The organism is Methylobacterium sp. Leaf118 (assembly GCF_920984675.1).
In the GTDB taxonomy this organism is placed as follows: Bacteria; Pseudomonadota; Alphaproteobacteria; order Rhizobiales; family Beijerinckiaceae; genus Methylobacterium.
In genome coordinates this window covers 19,084-36,910 of sequence record NZ_CAKLBV010000030.1, presented here as the reverse complement: position 1 = coordinate 36,910, position 17,827 = coordinate 19,084, and the positions used below count along the sequence as shown (strand labels likewise).

General features: G+C 72.5%; 18 protein-coding genes and 1 pseudogene. 10 read left to right on the top strand and 9 right to left on the bottom strand.

All coding sequences use genetic code 11. The annotated features are described in order from the left end of the window. Nucleotides 1–141 precede the first annotated feature (141 nt). The 6 genes and pseudogenes from LW587_RS14105 to rplU form a co-directional block, all read right to left on the bottom strand. The gene (locus LW587_RS14105; protein ID WP_232630220.1) at nucleotides 142–597 is read right to left on the bottom strand and encodes a hypothetical protein; all 456 of its coding nucleotides are present in this window, start codon (nucleotides 595–597) and stop codon (nucleotides 142–144) included. A gap of 184 nt (nucleotides 598–781) precedes the next feature. Next, nucleotides 782–1,813 carry a GTPase ObgE gene (gene obgE, locus LW587_RS14100; protein ID WP_232630219.1) on the bottom strand — a complete coding sequence of 344 codons (1,032 nt, stop codon included), beginning with the start codon at nucleotides 1,811–1,813 and terminating at the stop codon, nucleotides 782–784. 22 nt (nucleotides 1,814–1,835) lie between these two features. Further along, the gene (locus LW587_RS14095; protein ID WP_232630218.1) at nucleotides 1,836–2,318 is read right to left on the bottom strand and encodes a hypothetical protein; all 483 of its coding nucleotides are present in this window, start codon (nucleotides 2,316–2,318) and stop codon (nucleotides 1,836–1,838) included. Then, a complete protein-coding gene (locus tag LW587_RS14090) occupies nucleotides 2,315–2,911 on the bottom strand; it encodes a GNAT family N-acetyltransferase (RefSeq protein WP_232630217.1) in 597 nt (198 codons plus the stop codon). The genes LW587_RS14095 and LW587_RS14090 overlap by 4 nt, the downstream gene beginning before the upstream one ends. A gap of 225 nt (nucleotides 2,912–3,136) precedes the next feature. Continuing rightward, nucleotides 3,137–3,403 carry a 50S ribosomal protein L27 gene (rpmA, locus tag LW587_RS14085; RefSeq protein ID WP_232630216.1) on the bottom strand — a complete coding sequence of 89 codons (267 nt, stop codon included), beginning with the start codon at nucleotides 3,401–3,403 and terminating at the stop codon, nucleotides 3,137–3,139. Between the two features lie 129 nt (nucleotides 3,404–3,532). After that, nucleotides 3,533–3,841 (bottom strand): annotated as a pseudogene (gene rplU / locus LW587_RS14080) (50S ribosomal protein L21); the annotation flags it as partial. Nucleotides 3,842–4,170: 329 nt separating this feature from the next. Here rplU and LW587_RS14075 point away from each other — a divergent pair. Together LW587_RS14075 and LW587_RS14070 are read left to right on the top strand one after the other, a co-directional pair. Continuing rightward, nucleotides 4,171–5,286 (top strand): GGDEF domain-containing protein, encoded by a 1,116-nt coding sequence (locus LW587_RS14075; RefSeq protein WP_232630215.1) that lies wholly within the window; start codon nucleotides 4,171–4,173, stop codon nucleotides 5,284–5,286. 104 nt (nucleotides 5,287–5,390) lie between these two features. Beyond that, the gene (locus LW587_RS14070) at nucleotides 5,391–6,491 is read left to right on the top strand and encodes an AI-2E family transporter (RefSeq protein ID WP_232630214.1); all 1,101 of its coding nucleotides are present in this window, start codon (nucleotides 5,391–5,393) and stop codon (nucleotides 6,489–6,491) included. 45 nt (nucleotides 6,492–6,536) lie between these two features. Here LW587_RS14070 and LW587_RS14065 read toward each other — a convergent pair whose 3' ends face one another. Beyond that, nucleotides 6,537–7,406, bottom strand: a complete 870-nt coding sequence (locus LW587_RS14065; RefSeq protein ID WP_232630213.1) for a Kdo hydroxylase family protein — start codon at nucleotides 7,404–7,406, stop codon at nucleotides 6,537–6,539. A gap of 233 nt (nucleotides 7,407–7,639) precedes the next feature. Here LW587_RS14065 and LW587_RS14060 point away from each other — a divergent pair, with 233 nt between their 5' ends. From LW587_RS14060 to LW587_RS14050, 3 genes are read left to right on the top strand one after another with little or no spacing between them, the layout of a single operon-like run. Then, nucleotides 7,640–8,086 carry an RNA polymerase subunit sigma-70 gene (locus tag LW587_RS14060; protein ID WP_232630212.1) on the top strand — a complete coding sequence of 149 codons (447 nt, stop codon included), beginning with the start codon at nucleotides 7,640–7,642 and terminating at the stop codon, nucleotides 8,084–8,086. Between the two features lie 2 nt (nucleotides 8,087–8,088). Then, nucleotides 8,089–8,502 carry a cupin domain-containing protein gene (locus LW587_RS14055; protein ID WP_232630211.1) on the top strand — a complete coding sequence of 138 codons (414 nt, stop codon included), beginning with the start codon at nucleotides 8,089–8,091 and terminating at the stop codon, nucleotides 8,500–8,502. A gap of 45 nt (nucleotides 8,503–8,547) precedes the next feature. Then, complete coding sequence (locus LW587_RS14050) at nucleotides 8,548–8,844, top strand: hypothetical protein (RefSeq protein WP_232630210.1); 297 nt, start codon at nucleotides 8,548–8,550, stop codon at nucleotides 8,842–8,844. A 169-nt stretch (nucleotides 8,845–9,013) separates the two neighbouring features. Here the strand turns inward: LW587_RS14050 and LW587_RS14045 are convergent, their stop codons facing one another. Further along, a complete protein-coding gene (locus tag LW587_RS14045; protein WP_232630209.1) occupies nucleotides 9,014–9,481 on the bottom strand; it encodes an Hsp20 family protein in 468 nt (155 codons plus the stop codon). A 182-nt stretch (nucleotides 9,482–9,663) separates the two neighbouring features. On the opposite strand from LW587_RS14045, the gene LW587_RS14040 reads away from it, so the two are divergent. Together LW587_RS14040 and rocF are read left to right on the top strand one after the other, a co-directional pair. Further along, on the top strand, nucleotides 9,664–10,650 hold the full coding sequence (locus LW587_RS14040) for an alpha/beta fold hydrolase (RefSeq protein ID WP_232630208.1): 987 nt from the start codon (nucleotides 9,664–9,666) through the stop codon (nucleotides 10,648–10,650). 158 nt (nucleotides 10,651–10,808) lie between these two features. Beyond that, nucleotides 10,809–11,756, top strand: coding sequence for an arginase (gene rocF / locus LW587_RS14035; RefSeq protein WP_232630207.1), 948 nt, complete (start codon nucleotides 10,809–10,811; stop codon nucleotides 11,754–11,756). Nucleotides 11,757–11,799: 43 nt separating this feature from the next. On the opposite strand, the gene hisN is transcribed toward rocF, so the two are convergent. Beyond that, nucleotides 11,800–12,591: a histidinol-phosphatase gene (gene hisN, locus LW587_RS14030; protein ID WP_232630206.1), complete on the bottom strand. Its 792-nt coding sequence runs from the start codon at nucleotides 12,589–12,591 to the stop codon at nucleotides 11,800–11,802. Nucleotides 12,592–12,792: 201 nt separating this feature from the next. Between hisN and LW587_RS14025 the strand changes: the two genes are divergently transcribed. Genes LW587_RS14025 through LW587_RS14015 form a run of 3 tightly spaced genes read left to right on the top strand, consistent with a single transcriptional unit; the run spans nucleotide 12,793 to nucleotide 17,827 of the window. Further along, the gene (locus tag LW587_RS14025; RefSeq protein WP_232630205.1) at nucleotides 12,793–13,788 is read left to right on the top strand and encodes an endonuclease domain-containing protein; all 996 of its coding nucleotides are present in this window, start codon (nucleotides 12,793–12,795) and stop codon (nucleotides 13,786–13,788) included. Continuing rightward, nucleotides 13,785–14,573 (top strand): hypothetical protein, encoded by a 789-nt coding sequence (locus tag LW587_RS14020; protein WP_232630204.1) that lies wholly within the window; start codon nucleotides 13,785–13,787, stop codon nucleotides 14,571–14,573. The genes LW587_RS14025 and LW587_RS14020 overlap by 4 nt, the downstream gene beginning before the upstream one ends. Beyond that, nucleotides 14,570–17,827, top strand: a complete 3,258-nt coding sequence (locus LW587_RS14015; RefSeq protein WP_232630203.1) for an ATP-binding protein — start codon at nucleotides 14,570–14,572, stop codon at nucleotides 17,825–17,827. The genes LW587_RS14020 and LW587_RS14015 overlap by 4 nt, the downstream gene beginning before the upstream one ends.

Genomic DNA, 17,827 nt, shown 5'->3' with positions numbered 1-17,827 from the left:
GTTTAGGCGCCTGGTCCTGATGCGATCTCTGAAGAAACACGCGCAGCCGCCGACGCCGCCGGGGCGGTTCGCACCGCATCCCAACAGAATCCCGCAGCGGTCTGAGGGGAAACCGTTTTTCCGGCCCACTCATCCATCGCTTCAGGTGCGGTCGGCCTGCTCGATCACCGCGCACAGCGTGAGCGGCCCCTTCTCGTTCTTCATGATCGAGCAGGTGATCCGGGCCCCGCCCGCCTCGACGGTGCTGTGGCGCAGCCGACGGGCGCCGTCCTGGGCCCGGTGGGCGGCATCGCGCAGCAGATCCGCCGCGATTCCGGTGACGGCCTCGCCGGCCCGCCCGAACACGTCGAAATAGGTGTCCGGCGGCGCGTCGCTCCGGTGCTGCGCCCCGACCGAGGAGGGATGGACGCCGCCGCAGGACAGGGTGAGGCTGGTCTCTGGGCCCGCGGTGAAGCGGGCGAAATCCGCGCTGCGCTCGGCGAGCTCCGCCCCGGCGGCGGCCGTCACCCGGTCGATCAGGTCGCCGCATTCCGGTTCGGCCCGGGCCGACGAAGCGGCGCAGATGCAGGCGAGGATCGTGAGAGCGGTGAGGCGCATCCCGGTAAGCTAGCGCCGTGGCGCGGCCGGGGGCTTCGCGGGCGCTGAGGCGCAACGTCGCTGGCGGCGCCCTGCCCGCTCGGCGCGAGCCCATGACCGCAAGCCGCGGCTGCCCGCGCCGGGGACCGCGCCAGCCCGGGCGGCGACGCGGTTCAGGCCCGGCGCGCCGCCCGTCGGCTCCGGCTCAGGGTTGCCAGGGCTCGGCGGGGCCCGTCTCCTCCGCCTCGTCCCGGGCGTCGAGCTGGGCCTGGATGGCGCGGAGCGCCTCCTGCACCCCCTGCCCCGAGGTCGCCGAGAGCACCAGCGGGGCCCGGCCGGCCGCCCGCTTCAGCCGAGCGACCTGCTTCTTGCGGGTGTCGGCATCTAGGGCGTCGGCCTTGGAAAGCGCCACGATCTCGGGCTTCTCCCCGAGGCCGCCGCCATAGGCCTCGAGTTCCCGCCGGACGAGCGTGTAGGCTTGGCCCGCATGCTCGGTCGTGCCCTCCACGAGGTGGAGCAGCACCCGGCAGCGCTCGACATGGGCGAGGAACCTGTCGCCCAGCCCGACGCCCTCGTGGGCTCCCTCGATCAGGCCCGGAATGTCGGCGAGCACGAATTCGCGGGCGTCGGAGCGCACGACCCCCAGGCCCGGATGCAGCGTCGTGAAGGGGTAGTCGGCGATCTTGGGCTTGGCCGCCGTCACGGTCGCCAGGAAGGTCGACTTGCCGGCATTGGGCAGGCCGACGAGGCCGGCATCGGCGATGAGCTTGAGGCGCAGCCACAGCCACATCTCCTGGCCCTCCAGGCCGGGATTGGCGTGGCGCGGGGCGCGGTTGGTCGAGGTGGTGAAGTAGGCGTTGCCGAAGCCGCCATTGCCGCCCTTGGCGAGCCGCACCCGCTGGCCGACCTCGGTCATGTCGGCGATCAGGGTCTCGCCGTCCTCGGCGAAGATCTGCGTGCCCGCGGGCACCTGGAGCACGGCGTCGTCCCCCTTGGCGCCGTGGCAATTCGAGCCCATGCCGTGCTCGCCCTTCTTGGCCTTGAAGTGCTGGCGGTAGCGGTAGTCGATCAGGGTGTTGAGGCCCTGCACGCACTCGATCCACACATCGCCCCCGCGCCCGCCGTCGCCCCCGTTCGGCCCGCCGAACTCGATGAACTTCTCACGGCGAAAGGACACGCAGCCGGGACCGCCGTCGCCGGAGCGCACGTAGACCTTGGCTTCGTCCAGAAACTTCACGGCTCAGAGTCTTTCGGTTGGGTCAGGTCGCCGTCCGGCGGCACTGGCCTTCGAGGTTGAGATACTGGACGCTGCGCAGGCCCGCCTCGAACCAGCCGCCACTGGCGGCGCTCGCCGGGCGGGTCGCGTTCTTGGCGTCCCCGTAGAGATTGATCGTGATCGCCCCGTCGGGCGAATGGAGGGTCGGCGGCTCGCCGGCCCGGTCGTAGGACCAGGTCGGACGCGGATCGAAGATGGTCTGTTCGCCGTCCGTCTCTCGCTGGAAGATCTGGGCATAGTCCGTGCCCCCGGCGGGGGCGGTGAAGTAGAAGCCGACCCGCGGGGTTCGGCTCGCGAAATTGTAGAACTCGCAGTAGAGGCGCGGCTCCACGGCACTCCGCGGCACCGGCGCCGGGGCGGCCTCCCGCGGCGGCGGCGGCTGTTGCCCCCCGTACCGGGCGAGGACGCCGATGAGGACCGCCGCCGTGAGCGCGGCGCCGATCCCGGCGGCGACGCGGGTCCTCATCGCGGCAGGCCCTCCGCATGACGCCGCCCGGCGAGCCATCCGGCCCGGTCGAGGCGGAAGGCCTGCGCCGCCGCCACCGCGTTCCGGGCGAGCGAGAAGAACCGCTCCTCCCCCTCGGGCACGAGGCCGCTCTTCTCCAGGACCCGCCGCGAGGCCGGATTGTCCAGCATCGCCGAGGAGGCGAGTTCCCGTCCGCCCGCATAGGCGAAAAACGCCTCGACCATCGCCCCGGCCGCCTCGCTCATCAGCCCCTCGCCCCAGTACGGCTGCCCGAGCCAGTAGCCGAGATGCGGTGTACTCGCCTCCGGGCGCGGCTCGATGCCGACGATGCCGATCGCCTGGCCGGGACTTGCCCGCCGGCACAGCGCCATGATCAGCCCGTCGCCCGAGGCGTTGCCGGCGCGTGCCCGCAGGACGAAGTCCTCCGCCGCATGCATCGGCATCGGCGAGGGGATCCGGGCGGTCATCCGGGCGACCGCCGGATCGCCGGCGAGGCGCGCCACGGACTCGGCGTCGCGGGCGGTCGGCCAGCGCAGCCACAGCCGCCGGGTCTCGATGCGGAAGACGTCGTCGCGGGTGAGATCGGGGAACATCGCTCGCTCATCCATCGGCGCTCGAGCATCCGGCCGGACGGGGATGTCCGAAAGGATGCGGGAACGAGGACCTCGGGGAAGACGACGAAGGGGGAGGATGGTGCCCCATCCTCCCCCGTGTTCCGATCCGTCCGGCCTCGTGGCGAGGCCCGTCGATCGTCCGCCGGTTCGGTGTGGGACACCGGCGGGACGCTGTTCGCTTCGTCGCTGACGAACCGTCCGCCGTTACTCCGCGGCCTGGGCCACCGGTACCACCGTCACGAACGCGCGCCCGCGACGGGTCTCGAACTGCACCTTGCCCTCGACCAGGGCGAACAGGGTGTGGTCCTTGCCCATGCCGACATTGGTGCCGGGATGCCACTTCGTGCCGCGCTGGCGCACGATGATGTTGCCCGGGATCACGGCTTCCGAGCCGAACTTCTTCACGCCGAGGCGCTGGCCGGCGGAGTCGCGGCCGTTGCGGGACGAGCCGCCTGCTTTTTTGTGTGCCATGGGATTGCTCCGGAATTCTTTTTACGTGTCAGCGTTCGGACGACCCGTCGATCACTCGGCGGCGGCAGGCGCCGGCTCGGCTTCGGCCTTGCGGGTCTTGCGCGGCGCGGCCTTCGAGGACTTGCCGCCGGCGCTGATCTCGGTGATGCGCACGACCGTGAAGTCCTGGCGGTGGCCCCGGCGGCGGCGCGAGTTCTGGCGGCGGCGCTTCTTGAAGGCGATGACCTTGCGGGTGCGGCCGTGCTCGACGATCTCGCCGGTCACGCCGATGCCCGACAGGAGCGGGGTGCCGACCTGGGTGGCCTCGCCGTCCGTGAAGAGGAGCACGTCGCCGAAGGTGACGGCGGCGCCGGCCTCGCCCTCGAGGGTGGCGACCGTGATGACGTCGTTGGCGGCGACGCGGTACTGCTTGCCGCCTGTCTTGATGACTGCGAACATCGTTGTCTCTCGTGTTCTGTGCCGGCCTCCGGCGCGGATCGCGCCTGGGCCGTCTTCTTGTTCAGGTCATCCGCGCGGCCCGGACACAGCCTGCCATGCGAACGCGAAACGCGCGGACTTCGTCGAGGAAGCCGCGCGTTGCGACCGGGCAATAGTCGAGGCGAGCCGGCCCTGTCAATGCCGCCAGCGCCGGGGCAGGGCCGCCCCGGTCTGGGCGCAGTTTCAAGCTTTGCTCGCTGTCATGCCGGCGGGTCGACTGATTCGCGGTCGCCTCGCGCGCCGGTCGCCCGGCGGGACCGGTCATTTCAGGGCTCCATCGTCCCATTGCCATGTCCGACCTACCGGATATTCCCACCCTGCGCCTGTGCAGCATGCTCGCGAGCCTCGCCTTCTTCGGCGTGTTCGCCTGTCTCTGGGTCGGGCGCCGCGACGAGGGCTACTTCCTGCACTGGGGCGGCGGCTCGCTGCTCTACGCAGGGGTCATCTGCAGCTACGACTACTCCGCGCATACCCCTCTCCAGGACGGCCTTCTCTACGCCCTGCTCAGCGCGAGCACCCTCCTGGTGCTGACCGGCGTGCGCCGCTTCGACGGCCGGGCCCCCTTCCCGGTTTGGCTGCTGCTGCCGATGCTGGTCTCCGGCCTCGGCTACGGGGTGCCGGCCCATCTCTTCGGCGGGGACAGCGCGTGGGCCCGGATCGGCGGCACCTGCGGCAGCCTGCTGACGATGGCGCTCGTCGGCGGCCGCCTCGTCCTCGAGCGGACCCGTTCGGCCCCGCGGGGCCGGCGCATCGCGGGCGCGGCGCTCCTCGGCTACATCCCGGCTTTCCTCGCGGCGATCGCGGCGGAAGCCTTCGGCACGGCGGCGGTGAACATGGCCGCGCTCATCCCGATGCTGGCGGACCAGCTCCTGCTCGCGGTGCTCAATCTCGGCCTCATCGCCATGCCGGGCGAGCGCGCCCAGGCCGCCCTGCGCGAGGCGGCCCTGCGCGATCCCCTGACCGGCGCCTGGAACCGGGCCGGCCTCGCCGCCCTGGCGCCCGGGCTGCTCCGCCCGGGCACGGCGGTGATCGCCTTCGACATCGATCACTTTAAAGCGATCAACGACGGGCATGGCCACGCGACTGGCGACCGCGTGCTGGCCGCTCTGGTGACGGGGGCCCGCGCCGTCCTGCCGGAGGCCGAGGCTCCCCTCGCCCGGCTCGGCGGCGACGAGTTCGTGATGCTCCTGCCGGGTCGCAGCCGGGCCGAGGCCTCGTGGTACGCCGACGCGATCCGTCGGGAGATCCGCGCCTTGGCCGCCCGCAGCCCCGACCTGCCGCCCTGGACGATCAGCCTCGGCATCGGGGCGATCGAGCCCGGCGACCGGGAGGTCGCGCAGGCGATCGAGCGGGCCGACCGCTCGCTCTACCGGGCCAAGGCGGAGGGGCGCGACCGCGCCGCCTGAGATCCGCGGGCGGGACTGGACCGGGCCGGCGCCCGCCATAATTGCCCGCGCCGCGAAGTCCTCGCGCTCCGACGCCCGGGCGCAAGGCGTAAGCGAGGCGGACGATGCATCCCCAGGACGACACCCGATCCCCATCCGCCCGGGAGACCGACCGGCTGCAGGCGCTTGCCCGCGCCGGCCTCGCCATCGGGCTCCTCGGGCTCGGCCTCTACATCCTCTCGGACTTCCTGCGGGCGCTGGTCTGGGCCGTGGTGCTCGCCATCGCGCTCTGGCCGCTGTTCGAGCGGGCGCGACGCCGCTTCCCGCCGGGCCGGCACAACCTGCTCTGGCCCGCACTCTTCACCGGCCTCGTCGCCCTCGCCTTGCTCCTGCCGGTGGTGATCCTCGCGGTCGAGGCCGTGCGGGAGGCCCATGACCTCCTCGCCTATGCCCGCGAGGCGGAGCGCTCCGGCATCGCCGTGCCCGACCTCGTCGCCCACCTGCCCTTCGGCGCGGAGGCCGTCACCGCGTGGTGGAACACCCATCTCGCCCATTCGGGCTGGGCGCATGAACTGACGACGCGCCTCGACACCGCCTCGAACCGCGACCTCACCCGCACCCTCGGGGCGGGGCTGGTGCACCGGGTCGTGCTCGTCGGCTTCTGCCTGCTCGCGCTGTTCTTCCTGTTCCGCGACGGGCTGGCCCTGACCGGGCAGGCGCTGACCGCGAGCCAGCGCCTGTTCGGCCCCCGCGGCGAGCGCGTCGCCCGCCAGATGGTCGCCTCGGTGCACGGCACCGTCGATGGCCTCGTGCTGGTCGGCCTCGGCGAGGGCGTCCTGCTCGGGATCGTCTATTTCTTCGCCGGCGTGCCCCATCCGGTGCTGCTCGGCGCGCTCACGGCGGTCGCCGCGATGATCCCGTTCGGCGCCCCCCTCGCCTTCGGGCTCGCCGCCGCCCTGCTGCTCGCCAAGGGCGCCGTGGTCCCGGCGGCGATCGTCGTCGCCGCGGGCTTCGTCGTGACCTTCGTGGCCGACCATTTCGTGCGGCCGGTCCTGATCGGCGGGACCACCCGCCTGCCCTTCCTCTGGGTGCTGCTCGGCATCCTCGGCGGCGTCGAGAGCTTCGGCCTCGTCGGCCTGTTCGTCGGCCCGGCGGTGATGGCCGCGCTCGTCCTGCTGTGGCGGGAATTCACCGGCGCCGAGGGAGACCCGGTGCCGCCGGGTTGAGCGCCTCGTCCCGGCGGCGCGAGGGAGCGTTCGATCCGGCCGCGCTCAGTGCCGCAGGGGGCGCCCGAGCTTCCTGGCGAGAATCCGCTGCGGGCTCTTCTCCGGGTCGGCCTGATCCGTCACCGCGAGATAGCCGGTCTGCTCCAGCATGTAGCGGCCGCCCATGGCGCCATGCATCACGAGGTCCGAGAAGGTCACCCAGGTCTCGCCGGGCTGGAAATGCACGTCCGCCTGCGGGGCGCTCGCTTGGTAGTCCAGATCGCGCTTGAGCGCGTCGTGGAGGTGCAGCATCAGGTGGTCGTATTCCGAGCGCTTGGCCTTGGTGATCTTGAGCGCGGCGAGCAGGCTCGCCGAGAGGCCGGAATAGCCAGGCAGCGTCGGCAGGAATTTTTCCGCCATCGCGCCGAAGTCCTCGCCGACGCGCCAGTGCCGCGGTTGCCCCTCGGCGTTGATGTTGCGGAAGATGCGCAGGATGCGCCGCTCCCCGAGCGGGTTCGAGGGGAAGGCGTCGACATGCATCCGGGTGTCGTCGCGCCGCCAGCTCAGCTTGCGCTTGTCGACGTCGAAGGGCCGGTAGGAGGTGCCGGCCAGCGTGACCTTGCTGGTATAGGCCGGAAGGTAGGTGTCGATGAGGTCCTGCGCGAAGCGGCGGTAGCGCACCAGCATGTCCCGCAGGCGGGCCTGCTCCTCCTCGCTGCCGGCCGCGCCCTTCAGAGCGGCGCTCTCGCCCCGGATGTTGACGTTCTTGGCCTTGCCGTCGGCGAAGGGCCGCTCGACGAAACGCCGCTCGAAGGCGTCGAGGGGGAAGTCGAGATCGCGGAAGACCAGCACCGAGCCGCTCTCCAGCGCCTCGACGAGGGCGGGCGCGCCGGGCGCCGCCTCGGCGCGGGAGACCGGAAGGATGGGGCTGATCATGTCGAAGAGGCTCTCGCGCGATCCTGTCGGGTCAGCGGTGTAGCCGAGCCGGTCGGGGGGGCCAAGCGGCGCGTTCCGACCCTGCCCCGGCCCGTTCCCCTGCCCTTTCCCGGTGGACAGGGGCGGGCCCAGGCTTGCCATCCCGGAGCGCGGGCGCATCTTCTGGTCGACAGCCTGGGGGCGGGCCCGGCGTTGTGCCGCAGACCCCGACGGGATCGGGCGAGGAGCCGGACATGGCCACCCTGAAGGAGTTCGAGGAGGCCCTGCGCGAGCACGGGATGCACATGGCGCTCGCCCTGCTGGAGCGCCTGCGCGAGCGCGATCGCCAGACCCGCACGGTGCGTCCGGCCCGTCGCCTGACGGGCCAGAAGATGACCCCCGAACTCGCCCGCACGATCCAGGAGCTCCACGCCGCCACCGGCATGACCCAGCAGGAGATCGCCTTCAAGGTCGGCGTCAACCAGGGCCGGGTCAACGAGGTGCTCAAGCGCGGCAAGTGGCTCGACGACGATCCCCACGCGCCCGAGGCGGTCGCCCGCGACCGGGCCAAGGCGCGCCTGCGGGCCGATCCCAATCCGCGTCCGAAGCGGTCCACCGCGAAATCGGCGGGCCGGACCGCGGCCAGATCGACCCCGCGCCCGCCCGCCCGCCAGGGCCAGCTCGCCTTCGGGGATCTGTAGCCGTGGCCCCGCGGGACGGCGCCGTCTGCCGGGTGGTGCAGGCCGGCGCGACCTTCACCGGCAAGCAGGCCCTGTTCTACGCCCCGGGTATCTCGGCGGAATCGGCCGGCGCCACCGGGATCCACCTCCAGATGGTGACGATCCCGCCGGGTGCGCGGGCGAAGGCCCACAAGCATGAGGGCCACGAGACCGCGATCTACGCCCTGTCGGGCACCTCCCGCATGTGGTGGGGCGAGCAGCTGGAGCACCACGCCGAGCTGCGGCCCGGCGACTACCTCTACATCCCGGCGGGCATGCCGCACCTGCCCTACAATCCGAGCCCGAGCGCGCCTTGCACGGCGATCATCGCCCGCACCGATCCGAACGAGCAGGAAAGCGTCGTCCTGCTGCCCGAACTCGACGGGATACATCCGTGAGGGCGGCCGGTTGAGGAGGCACGCCGCCTCCGCCGGACCCGTCCCATGCGCCTCGCCCTCGCCGCCACGCTGCTCGCCGCCGGTTTGAACCCCGCCGCGGCCCAGCGCCCCTCGACCCTCGACCTCACCTGCGACCAAGCCCGGGCCGTGGTCCTGCGCCAGGGCGCCGCGGTGCTCGGCACCGGCGGCCAGACCTATGACCGCTTCGTGCGCGACCGCAATTTCTGCGAACCCACCGAGATCGGCCGTCGCGCCTTCGTGCCGGCCCGCGACACGGGCGCCTGCTTCATCGGCTATACCTGCTACGAGCCCAGCCGGAACGACCGCTTCGGCGATTTTTGAGCCCTCTCCATCGGTCCCGCCCCTTGGGCGCATGGGGCGAGACGGCACGAAAACGCCCCGGCCTCGCGGCCGGGGCGCTCCCCTGAAAAGGCAGGTCTTTCCGGTCACGGCCGCATCGGCTGGGTCCGAGCGGCGGCGTGCGCCCCTCGGGCCGATGCGGGAGAGCGGGTTACGCGGCCTGCTGCACCGAACCCTCGATCACCGGACGGCGCGGCGCGCCGGCGGCGATCTCGATGCGGCGCGGCTTCTTCGCCTCCGGAACCTCGCGGACGAGATCGACATGGAGGAGGCCGTTCTCCAGGGCCGCGCCGGTCACCTGGACGTGGTCGGCGAGCTGGAAGCGGCGCTCGAAGGCGCGGGCGGCGATGCCCTGGTGGAGGATCTCGGCCTTGTTCTCGGCCGGCTGGCGCTCGCCCCGGATGGTGAGCGCGTTCTCCTTCACCTCGATCGACAGATCGGCCTCGGTGAAGCCGGCCACCGCCACGGTCACGCGGTAGACGTTCTCGGCGGTGCGCTCGATGTTGTAGGGTGGATAGGTCGGCGCGGACTCGGCGCTCACGTAACCGTCGAGGGCCGCGAACAGGCGGTCGAAGCCGACCGTGGAACGGTACAGGGGAGCCAGATCGAACTGACGCATCACATATCCTCCGAAAGAAGCAACATGCTGTGTATGGTTCAGGTCCGCCCGGGGGCCGGACCGTCGCGCCGCCGTAACGGCCGGCGCATCCGTGATATTGGGGGGCCCTCGAACCCGTGCAAGACGGTTCCGGTGCGGATTTTTTCGGGGAAGCGGGGTAGAAAACGGGGAATGAGCCGGCCGTGCTGACGCTGCGACCCAGCCCCGACAATCCGGTCCCGCCGGGGGCCCGGCTCGTGCCCGTCGAGACCGCCGACGGCGTGCCCCTGCGCGCCGCCACCTGGCGCCCGACCACGCGCAGCGTGAAGGGCACGGTCTGCCTGCTTCAGGGCCGGGCCGAGTTCATCGAGAAGTACTACGAGACGATCGGCGACCTGCGGGCCCGCGGCTTCTGCGTCGTGGCCTTCGACTGGCGCGGTCAGGGCGATTCCGGCCGGCAGGTGCGCGACGCCCGGAAAGGGCATGTCCGCCGCTTCGACGATTACCGCCTCGATCTCCTGGCCGTGGCCGAGCAGGTTCTGGTGCCCTCGATGCCCGAGCCGCATTTCGGGCTTGCCCATTCCATGGGCGGCGCGGTGGCGCTCTCGGTGGCCGCCCAGGGTCAGTTGCCGTTCCGGCGCCTCGTCACGGTCGCGCCGATGCTCGGCATCCGCATGGTACGCTGGCCGGCCGGCGCCTCGGTGCTCGCCCGCGCCCTGCAGCGGCTCGGACTGGGGCGCTGCTTCATCCCCTTCGGCAAACCCACCTCGCTCGCCACGAAGCCGTTTGCCGGCAACCGCCTCTCCACCGATCCGGCGCGCTACGCCCGCAACGCCGCGGCGGCCCGCGCGGTCGGCGCGGGCGCGATCGGCGACCCGACCATCGCCTGGCTCGCCGCCGCCTTCCGGGCGATGCGGATCCTCGCCCGGCCGGCCACGATCCGGCGCATCCGCACCCCCTGCCTCATCGTCGCGGCCGGCGCCGACCCCGTCTGCAGCACGCCCGCGACCGAACGCTTCGCCGCGCGGCTGAAGACGGGCCATCTCATCGTCCTGCCCGGGGCCCGCCACGAGATCCTGACCGAGTGCGACGCGGTGCGGGCCGATTTCTGGGCGGCCTTCGACGCGTTCGTGCCCGGCCACGCGCTCCCGGCGCAGGCTGCCTCCGCCGAGGCCCGGGCGATCGCCTGATCCGCCTTGCGCCGGTCCGCGGGGTTGCAGAGGACGCATCCCGGGGTTGAGCCGCCTTGTCCGTTTCCGCCCGGTCACGGCATGACCCTCGCAGGGGGCCGCCCGGCCGAGAGGCGCCGGAACGGCGGCTTCGGACCGGACGCGAGACAAAACGGACCATGACCGAATTGCCGACCACCCAACCGCGCTGCACCCTCATCGGCGCCCGCGTCCAGGAGGGAGCCGGGCGCCTGGGCTGCGACATGGGGCCGAGCGCCTACCGCGCGGCGGGCCTCGCCGAGACCCTGTCCGGCCTCGGGCACGCCATCGTCGATGCCGGGGACCTCGCGCCGCCGGCCGGCGTCGTCGATCCGGCCCATCCCAACGCCACCCTGCGCCATCTCGGCGCCTTCGCGGCCTGGACCGCGATCCTGTCCGAGGCGGCCTACGCGGCCAGCGCCGAGGGCATCCCGATCTTCCTCGGGGGCGACCACAGCCTGTCGGCCGGGACTTTGTGCGGCCTCGCGCGCCGGGCGGCCGCCGAGGGCCGCCCGCTCTTCGTGCTCTGGCTCGACGCGCATGCGGATTTCCACACCCTGCACACCACCACCAGCGGCAACCTGCACGGCGTGCCCCTGGCCTACGCCACCGGCCTCCCCGGCTTCGAGGGGTTCCTGCCGCCCCCGCCCGCCCCCATCGATCCGCGCCATGTCTGCCTGATGGGCACGCGCAGCCTCGATCCGGCGGAGCGCGCGGCGGTGCGCGACGCCGGGGTGATGGTCCACGACATGCGGACCATCGACGAGGCCGGCGTGGTCGCCCCGCTCCGGGCGTTCCTCGGCCGGGTCGCGGCGGCGGGCGGGCGCCTGCACGTGAGCCTCGACGTGGATTTCCTCGATCCCGACATCGCGCCCGGCGTCGGCACCACGGTGCCGGGGGGCGCGACCTTCCGGGAAGCCCATCTCATCATGGAGATGCTCCACGATTCCGGCCTCGTCGGCAGCCTCGATCTCGTCGAGCTCAACCCGTTCCTCGACGAGCGCGGGCGCACCGCCCTCCTCATGGTGGATCTGGCCGCCAGCCTGATGGGCCGGCGCGTCCTCGACCGGCCGACCCAGAGCTACTGATCCGGCGCGCCGCTCTCGACGGGGGGCGTGGCCCTGGCGGCTCCTAGGGTGCGAGCCGCCGCAGGGCCGCCTCGTGCAGACGCGGATCGCCCGCCGCCACGATGCGCCCGCCGCCGGTCGCCGGGCCGCCGTCCCAGGCGGTCACGACACCGCCCGCGCCCTCGACGATGGGGATGAGCGCGACGATGTCGTAGGGCTTCAGCCCAGCCTCGACCACGAGGTCGATCTGCCCCGCCGCCAGCATGCAGTAGGCGTAGCAATCGGTCCCGTAGCGCGACATCCGCACCGTGCCCTCGACCGCGCGGAAGCCCTCGGCCTCCTCGCCCTCGGCGAACAGGCGCGGATCCGTGGTGGCGAGGATCGCGTCGGCGAGCGCGTCGGCGCGGCGGGTGTGCAGGCGCCGTTCGCCCTTGGCCGTGCGCACGCTCGCGGTCTTGCCGTCGCCGAGGAAGCGCTCGTTGAGATAGGGCTGGTGCATCAGCCCGCGCACCGCCGCGCCGTGATGGGTGAGGCCGATCAGCGTCCCCCAGGTCGGCAGGCCGCTGATGAAGGCGCGGGTGCCGTCGATCGGGTCGAGCACCCAGACGCATTCCGCGTCCGCCCGCTCGGCGCCGAACTCCTCGCCGAGGATGCCGTGATGCGGGAGCTGATCCGTGATCATCCGCCGCATCACGGCCTCCGCCGCCCGGTCGGCCTCGGTGACGGGGTCGAAGGCCCGGCTGGTGCCGTGAGACTTGTCGTCCAGGCCGAAATGCGCCCGGAAGAACGGCAGGATCGCCGCTCCGGACTGGGTGGCGAGGTCTTCCATGAACCGGGCGAGATCGACGACGCTCATGCGAGGGGACAGCCTCCCGTTGACCGGGGGAGCGAAGCCGCCGGCGGCGGCGGCGTCAACCCGCCGCGCCCGCATTTTGTAGCGGTTCCCCCCGGGCCGGGGACAACCGGCTAGTCAGCGCCGACAACCTGTGCTCCAAATTCCGGGACGCAACCGGGTCGCCTTTCAAAGAACCCCCGGTGCCGGGAAGGCGACGCCCACGTGCATCCATCCGCCCCGTTCGGCCTCTCGGCGCGGCCGCGGCTCGACCTCGCGGAACTGTCCGGGCGGGTCGCCGGCCTCGCCTCCGGTGGCCGGCTCACGGTGATCGGGCTCGGCCCCGGGCCGCTCGCTGCGGCGCTCGATCCCGGGCGCGGCAGCCTCCTCCTGGCGACCGACGGGCTGCCCGGGGCTGCGGCGATCCTCGACCGGCTGCTCGACGACCTCGCCGAACTGGCCCTGGCCCGCTGGCCCGACGGGACTGGCATGGAGGCGCAGGCCGCGGCCGGTGATCCGCGCCGCTCCGGGCCCTGGCTGCGGGCGGCGGCCAAGCGCGCCGCCAGGGGCCAACCGCCCCGGTTCCGGCGGGCGGCGCGGGAGGTGGAACTCGCCCAACTCCTCCTGGCTCTCGACCCGTCCGGGCTGATCCTCGTCGCCGAGGTCGATCCGGGCTCGCCCGCCCGCGCCGCGCCGGTGATCGAGGCGCTCGGGTGGTGCGCCGGCGCGGGGGCGGCGACCGTCGCCGTTCTCCCTGCCCATCCACCGGAGAGCCCGCCCTACGACCGCATCCTCTACGGCGCCTGCGAACTCGCGCGGGAGGCCGCGCCGCTCACCGAGCGCTTCGTCCCGCCGTGCTCCCGCGCCCATCCGAACAGCGCCGTCGAGCGGCGGGTCGAGGCGGCGCTCGCGGGCGACGCGGAACTCGCCGGGCTGTTTTCGGGCAACGAGACGGTGCGCCTGCCCGGGTTCGGGCCGCATCCGCGCGTCGACCTGCTCTGCCGCGCCCACGCGATCGTGGTGGAGCTCGACGGGCCCGAGCACCGGGCGCCCGCCCTGTTCGAGGCCGACCGCCACCGCGATGCCGTGCTGCTGGCGGCGGGCTATCTCGTCCTGCGCATCACCAACCGGCAGGTCGAGACCGACCTCGCCCGCACCCTGGAAAAAATCCGCGCTGTGGTCCGCCTGCGGCGCCCCGTGACGGAGACGACCCCTCCATGACCGATACGCCGACCCCGACACAGGCGCTGATCCTCTGGTGCCTGCTGGGCCGCCACGGCGCCGCCCTCCAGAGCGAGATTGTTCCGCGGGTCGAGCGGGCCGACCGCGAGGCCCTGGTCGCCGGCCGCTTCCTCGAGGCGACCCGACAGGGCCGCTCGCTCCGGCTTGAGGTGACCGACCGGGGCTGGGCCTGGGCCGGCGACCATCTGCGCGACCCGCTCCCCCCCGGCGCCCGCGTCCTCCAGGACTGGCTCGCCCTGATCCACCGCCATCTCGACGCCACCGGCGCGGCGCTCGCCGACCTCGTCGGGCTTCCCCCCGAGCCGGAGGCCGCGCCCGCCGCGAAGGCCAAGGTTCCTACCGGGAAGGCTCCCGCCAAGAAGACTTCTGCCAAGGAGGCTCCCGCCAAGGAGGCTCTTGCCAAGAAGGCGCTTTCTGAAAAAGCCGCCGCCAAGCCGAAGGCCGCGCCGAAGCCGAGGCGCGCGCCGGAGACCAAGTCCGCGAAGGCGTTTTCCCCCAAAAAACTCCGCGCCCGCATCGAGGAGGCCTATCTGGCGATCACCGGCGGCGAGCGGGCCACGGCGGTGCGCCTGAGCGCGCTGCGGGCCCGCCTGTCCGATCTCGACCGTGCCACGGTCGATGCCGGGCTCGCGGCGATCCTCAAGGGGGATCGGACGGCGGGGTTGAGCCAGCTCAACGATCCGAAGGCCATCGACGCAGCGGAGCGCGAGGCCGCTTACAGCCCGGCTGGCGAGCCGTTCCACCTCCTCTGGATCCAGTCATGAACCAAGCCCTCGACGCCCTGCGCCGGGTCGATTTCGATTGGGTGCGCACCCTCGACAGCGTCTGGCTCGACGTGGAGCCGACGGGCGGCCCGAACGACGTGCGCGTGTCCGATCTTGTCGACGCCCTCCACGAAGAGCAGCGCCAGCCTGGCCAGCGGGCGCTCGGGCGCGCACTCGTCGGCCAATCGGGTGTCGGCAAGACGCATCTGGTTGGGCAGGTTCGCCGTGAGGTCTGGCGCTCGGGCGGCTGGTTCGTGCTCCTCGACGTGCTCGGTCTGACGGATTTCTGGCGGAGCGCTGCGCTCAGCTTCGTCACCGGTCTGCTTCAAACAATGCCGGATGGGCGCCGGCAATCTGACGCTGTGCTCGCAGGGGTGGCGCGTCGATTCCGCGTCGAGAAGCAGGTCGAGGAAGCGTTCAACACGCCCAACATCGATGCGCGCCGCATCGTCGACCTGCTCGTCCGCGCCTTGATGAGCGTCGATGCCGCGCGGGCGCTGAAGCATCAGGATGTGTTCCGCGCGTTGTGCCTGTTGCGAACGCAGGATTTGAGCGCAGTCGGGCTGGCCCATGCGTGGCTGCAGGGCTACGAGGCCGACCCGGCTGAACGCGCGGCCCTGGGCTTCCGCACGCCGCCTCCGGCACCGGTCGAAGTCGTGCGCGGCCTGTCGTGGATCATGGGGCTGAGCGGACCGACGCTCATCGCGTTGGACCAGATCGACGGGGTGATCGACGCGAGCCGGCTCGCTGCGACGGACGATCTCGATGCCAGCGCGAGCCTCGCCGAGGTGTTGGCAGCGGGACTGCTCGAAATCCATGACGTGTGCGGGCGTGGGATGACGCTGGTCACCTGCTTGCCGGATTCCTGGACGCGCATGGAGGAACGGGGCCTTCGCGCCACGCGGCATCGCTTCGACACCCCGATCCTCCTCAAGGGCATGAACGACTGCACCGCCGCCGCCGCGTTGATCCGTGCCCGGTTGGCGCCCGCCTATGCCGAGGCCGGCTTCGCGCCGCCGCACCCGACCTGGCCGTTCGACGGGGCGGCCATCGCGGCGGCTGCCGAAGCCGGCATGATGCCGCGCACGATCCTCATGCGCTGCGACGCCTTCCGCCGCGACTGCCTCGCCCGGGGCGAGGCGACGGAATGCCCCAGCCTGATCGAGACGACGCCGCCCAAATCGGGGCCGAAGGTCGAGAACTTCGATCTCGCCGCCGAGAAGCGCGCCGTCGCCATCGACGGCCTGCTCGCCGACGACGAGAACACGCTCGGTGAGGTCCTGCGGGCCGCCTTCGACCTCTACGCCGTCGAGGACGATCCGGACGACGCCATCGACATCGCCAGCAAGGGCGAGCCCGAGCAGAAGATCCCACCGCTGCACGGGCGGCTCACCTTCATCCACCGGAACGAGAACGACCGCGAGCGCCACGTCTGCTACCGGGCGCTGCCGCAGCAGAACGCCATCGCCTTCCAGGCGCGGCTGCGGGCGGCGCTCACCGCCTCGGGCATCTCCACCCGGATCCCGGGCCGCGAACTGCTGATCGTGCGCCGCGGGGCCCTGCCGAGCGGGGCCAAGACGCGGCAGCTCTTCGACGCCTTCCTGGCCGCGGGCGGCACGTGGATCGAGCCGAGCGACGACGACCTGCGCAGCTTCGCCGCCCTGCGGGCCCTGCGCGAGCGGGCGACCGCCGAGGGCCGGTTCGATCGGTTCGAGCGCTGGCTGCGGTCCGAGCGGCCCCTCGCCGGAACGGAGTTCTTTCGGAAGGCGGGGCTTGCCGGTTCGACCGTCGCGGCGGCGCCCGCCATTGACGAGGCGTCGCCGGTCGCGCCCCCGTCCAACCCATCCCTGCCTGCCCCACCCTCGCTCGCCGGACTTCTGCCCACCGGACCCTTGCCCACCGGACCCTTGCCCGCCGGACTTTTGCCCGCCTCCGAGCCGGATGCACCCATCGCGCCGCAGCCTGAGCCGCGGATCCGTCCCGTGCCGAAGCCCCCGGCGGTGCCCGCGCCGGGCGCCGCCGTGGCCCCGCCCGCGGAGGCGATCCCGGTAGGGCGCCGGCTCACCCCCGAGGCCCCGCCCGTGAGCCTGCCCCTGGGGCTGCTGCCGCGCCACACCGCGATCATCGCCGGATCCGGTTCGGGCAAGACCGTCATGCTGCGCCGCCTCGTCGAAGAGGCGGCGCTCGCCGGCATCCCGGCCATCGTGGTCGATCCCAACAACGATCTGTCGCGGCTGGGCGAGCCCTGGCCGGAGCGGCCGGGCGCCTTCTCGCCCGAGGACGACGCCAAGGCCGCCCGCTACCGGGAGAGCGTGGAGGTGATGGTCTGGACGCCCGGCCGTCGCGCCGGCAATCCCCTGTTTCTCGCGGCGATGCCCGATTTCGCGAGCGTCGGCGAAGACCCTGACGAGCGCCAGCAGGCGATCGAGATGGCGGCCGAGACACTGGCGCCCCTCGCGAATGCGTCGCGGCAGCTCCCGCGTGGGGTGCTGTCCGATGCGCTGAGCCTGTTCGCCGACCGCGGCGGCGGCGATCTCGCCGATTTCACGGCATTGCTCGGCGACCTGCCGGACGGCGCCAGCCGGATCGGTAATTCCCAAAGACTTGCCGCCGGCATGGCCGACCAACTCCACGCGGCGGTTGCCACCAACCCGCTCCTCAAGGTCGACGGGACGGTGCTCGATCCCGCGCGCCTGTTCTACGGAGCCGACGCCGCCCGGACGCGGATCTCGGTCGTCAATCTGTCCGGCCTCGGCTCGGACGCGGCCCGAGAGGATTTCGTCAACCGGCTCCAGATGGCTCTGTTCGGCTGGATCAAGAAGAACCCCTCGCCCCGCGGCCTGCTCTACGTGGTGGACGAGGCGCAGACCTTCCTGCCCTCCGGCCGAAGCACCGCGAGCCTGGGCAGCGGCATCAAGCTGGTGGCGCAGGGGCGCAAATACGGGCTCGGCATGATCGTGGCGACGCAGGTGCCGCGGGGCATCCACAACCAGATCGTCTCGAACTGCACGACCCAGTTCTTCGGCCGCCAAGCCTCCCCGGCCACCATCGCGGCGGCCCAGGAGATTTTGGCGGCCAGCGGCGGCAGCGCCAGCGACATCGGGCGGCTCGGGGCGGGCGAGTTCTACTTCGCCACGGAGGGCTCGGGACGCCCGTTCAAGCTGCGCGCGCCGCTCTGCCTCAGCCACCACCCGGCCAACCCGCCGACCCCGGAGCAGGTGGTGGCGCTGGCCCGTCGCTCGGCCGCCGGCTGA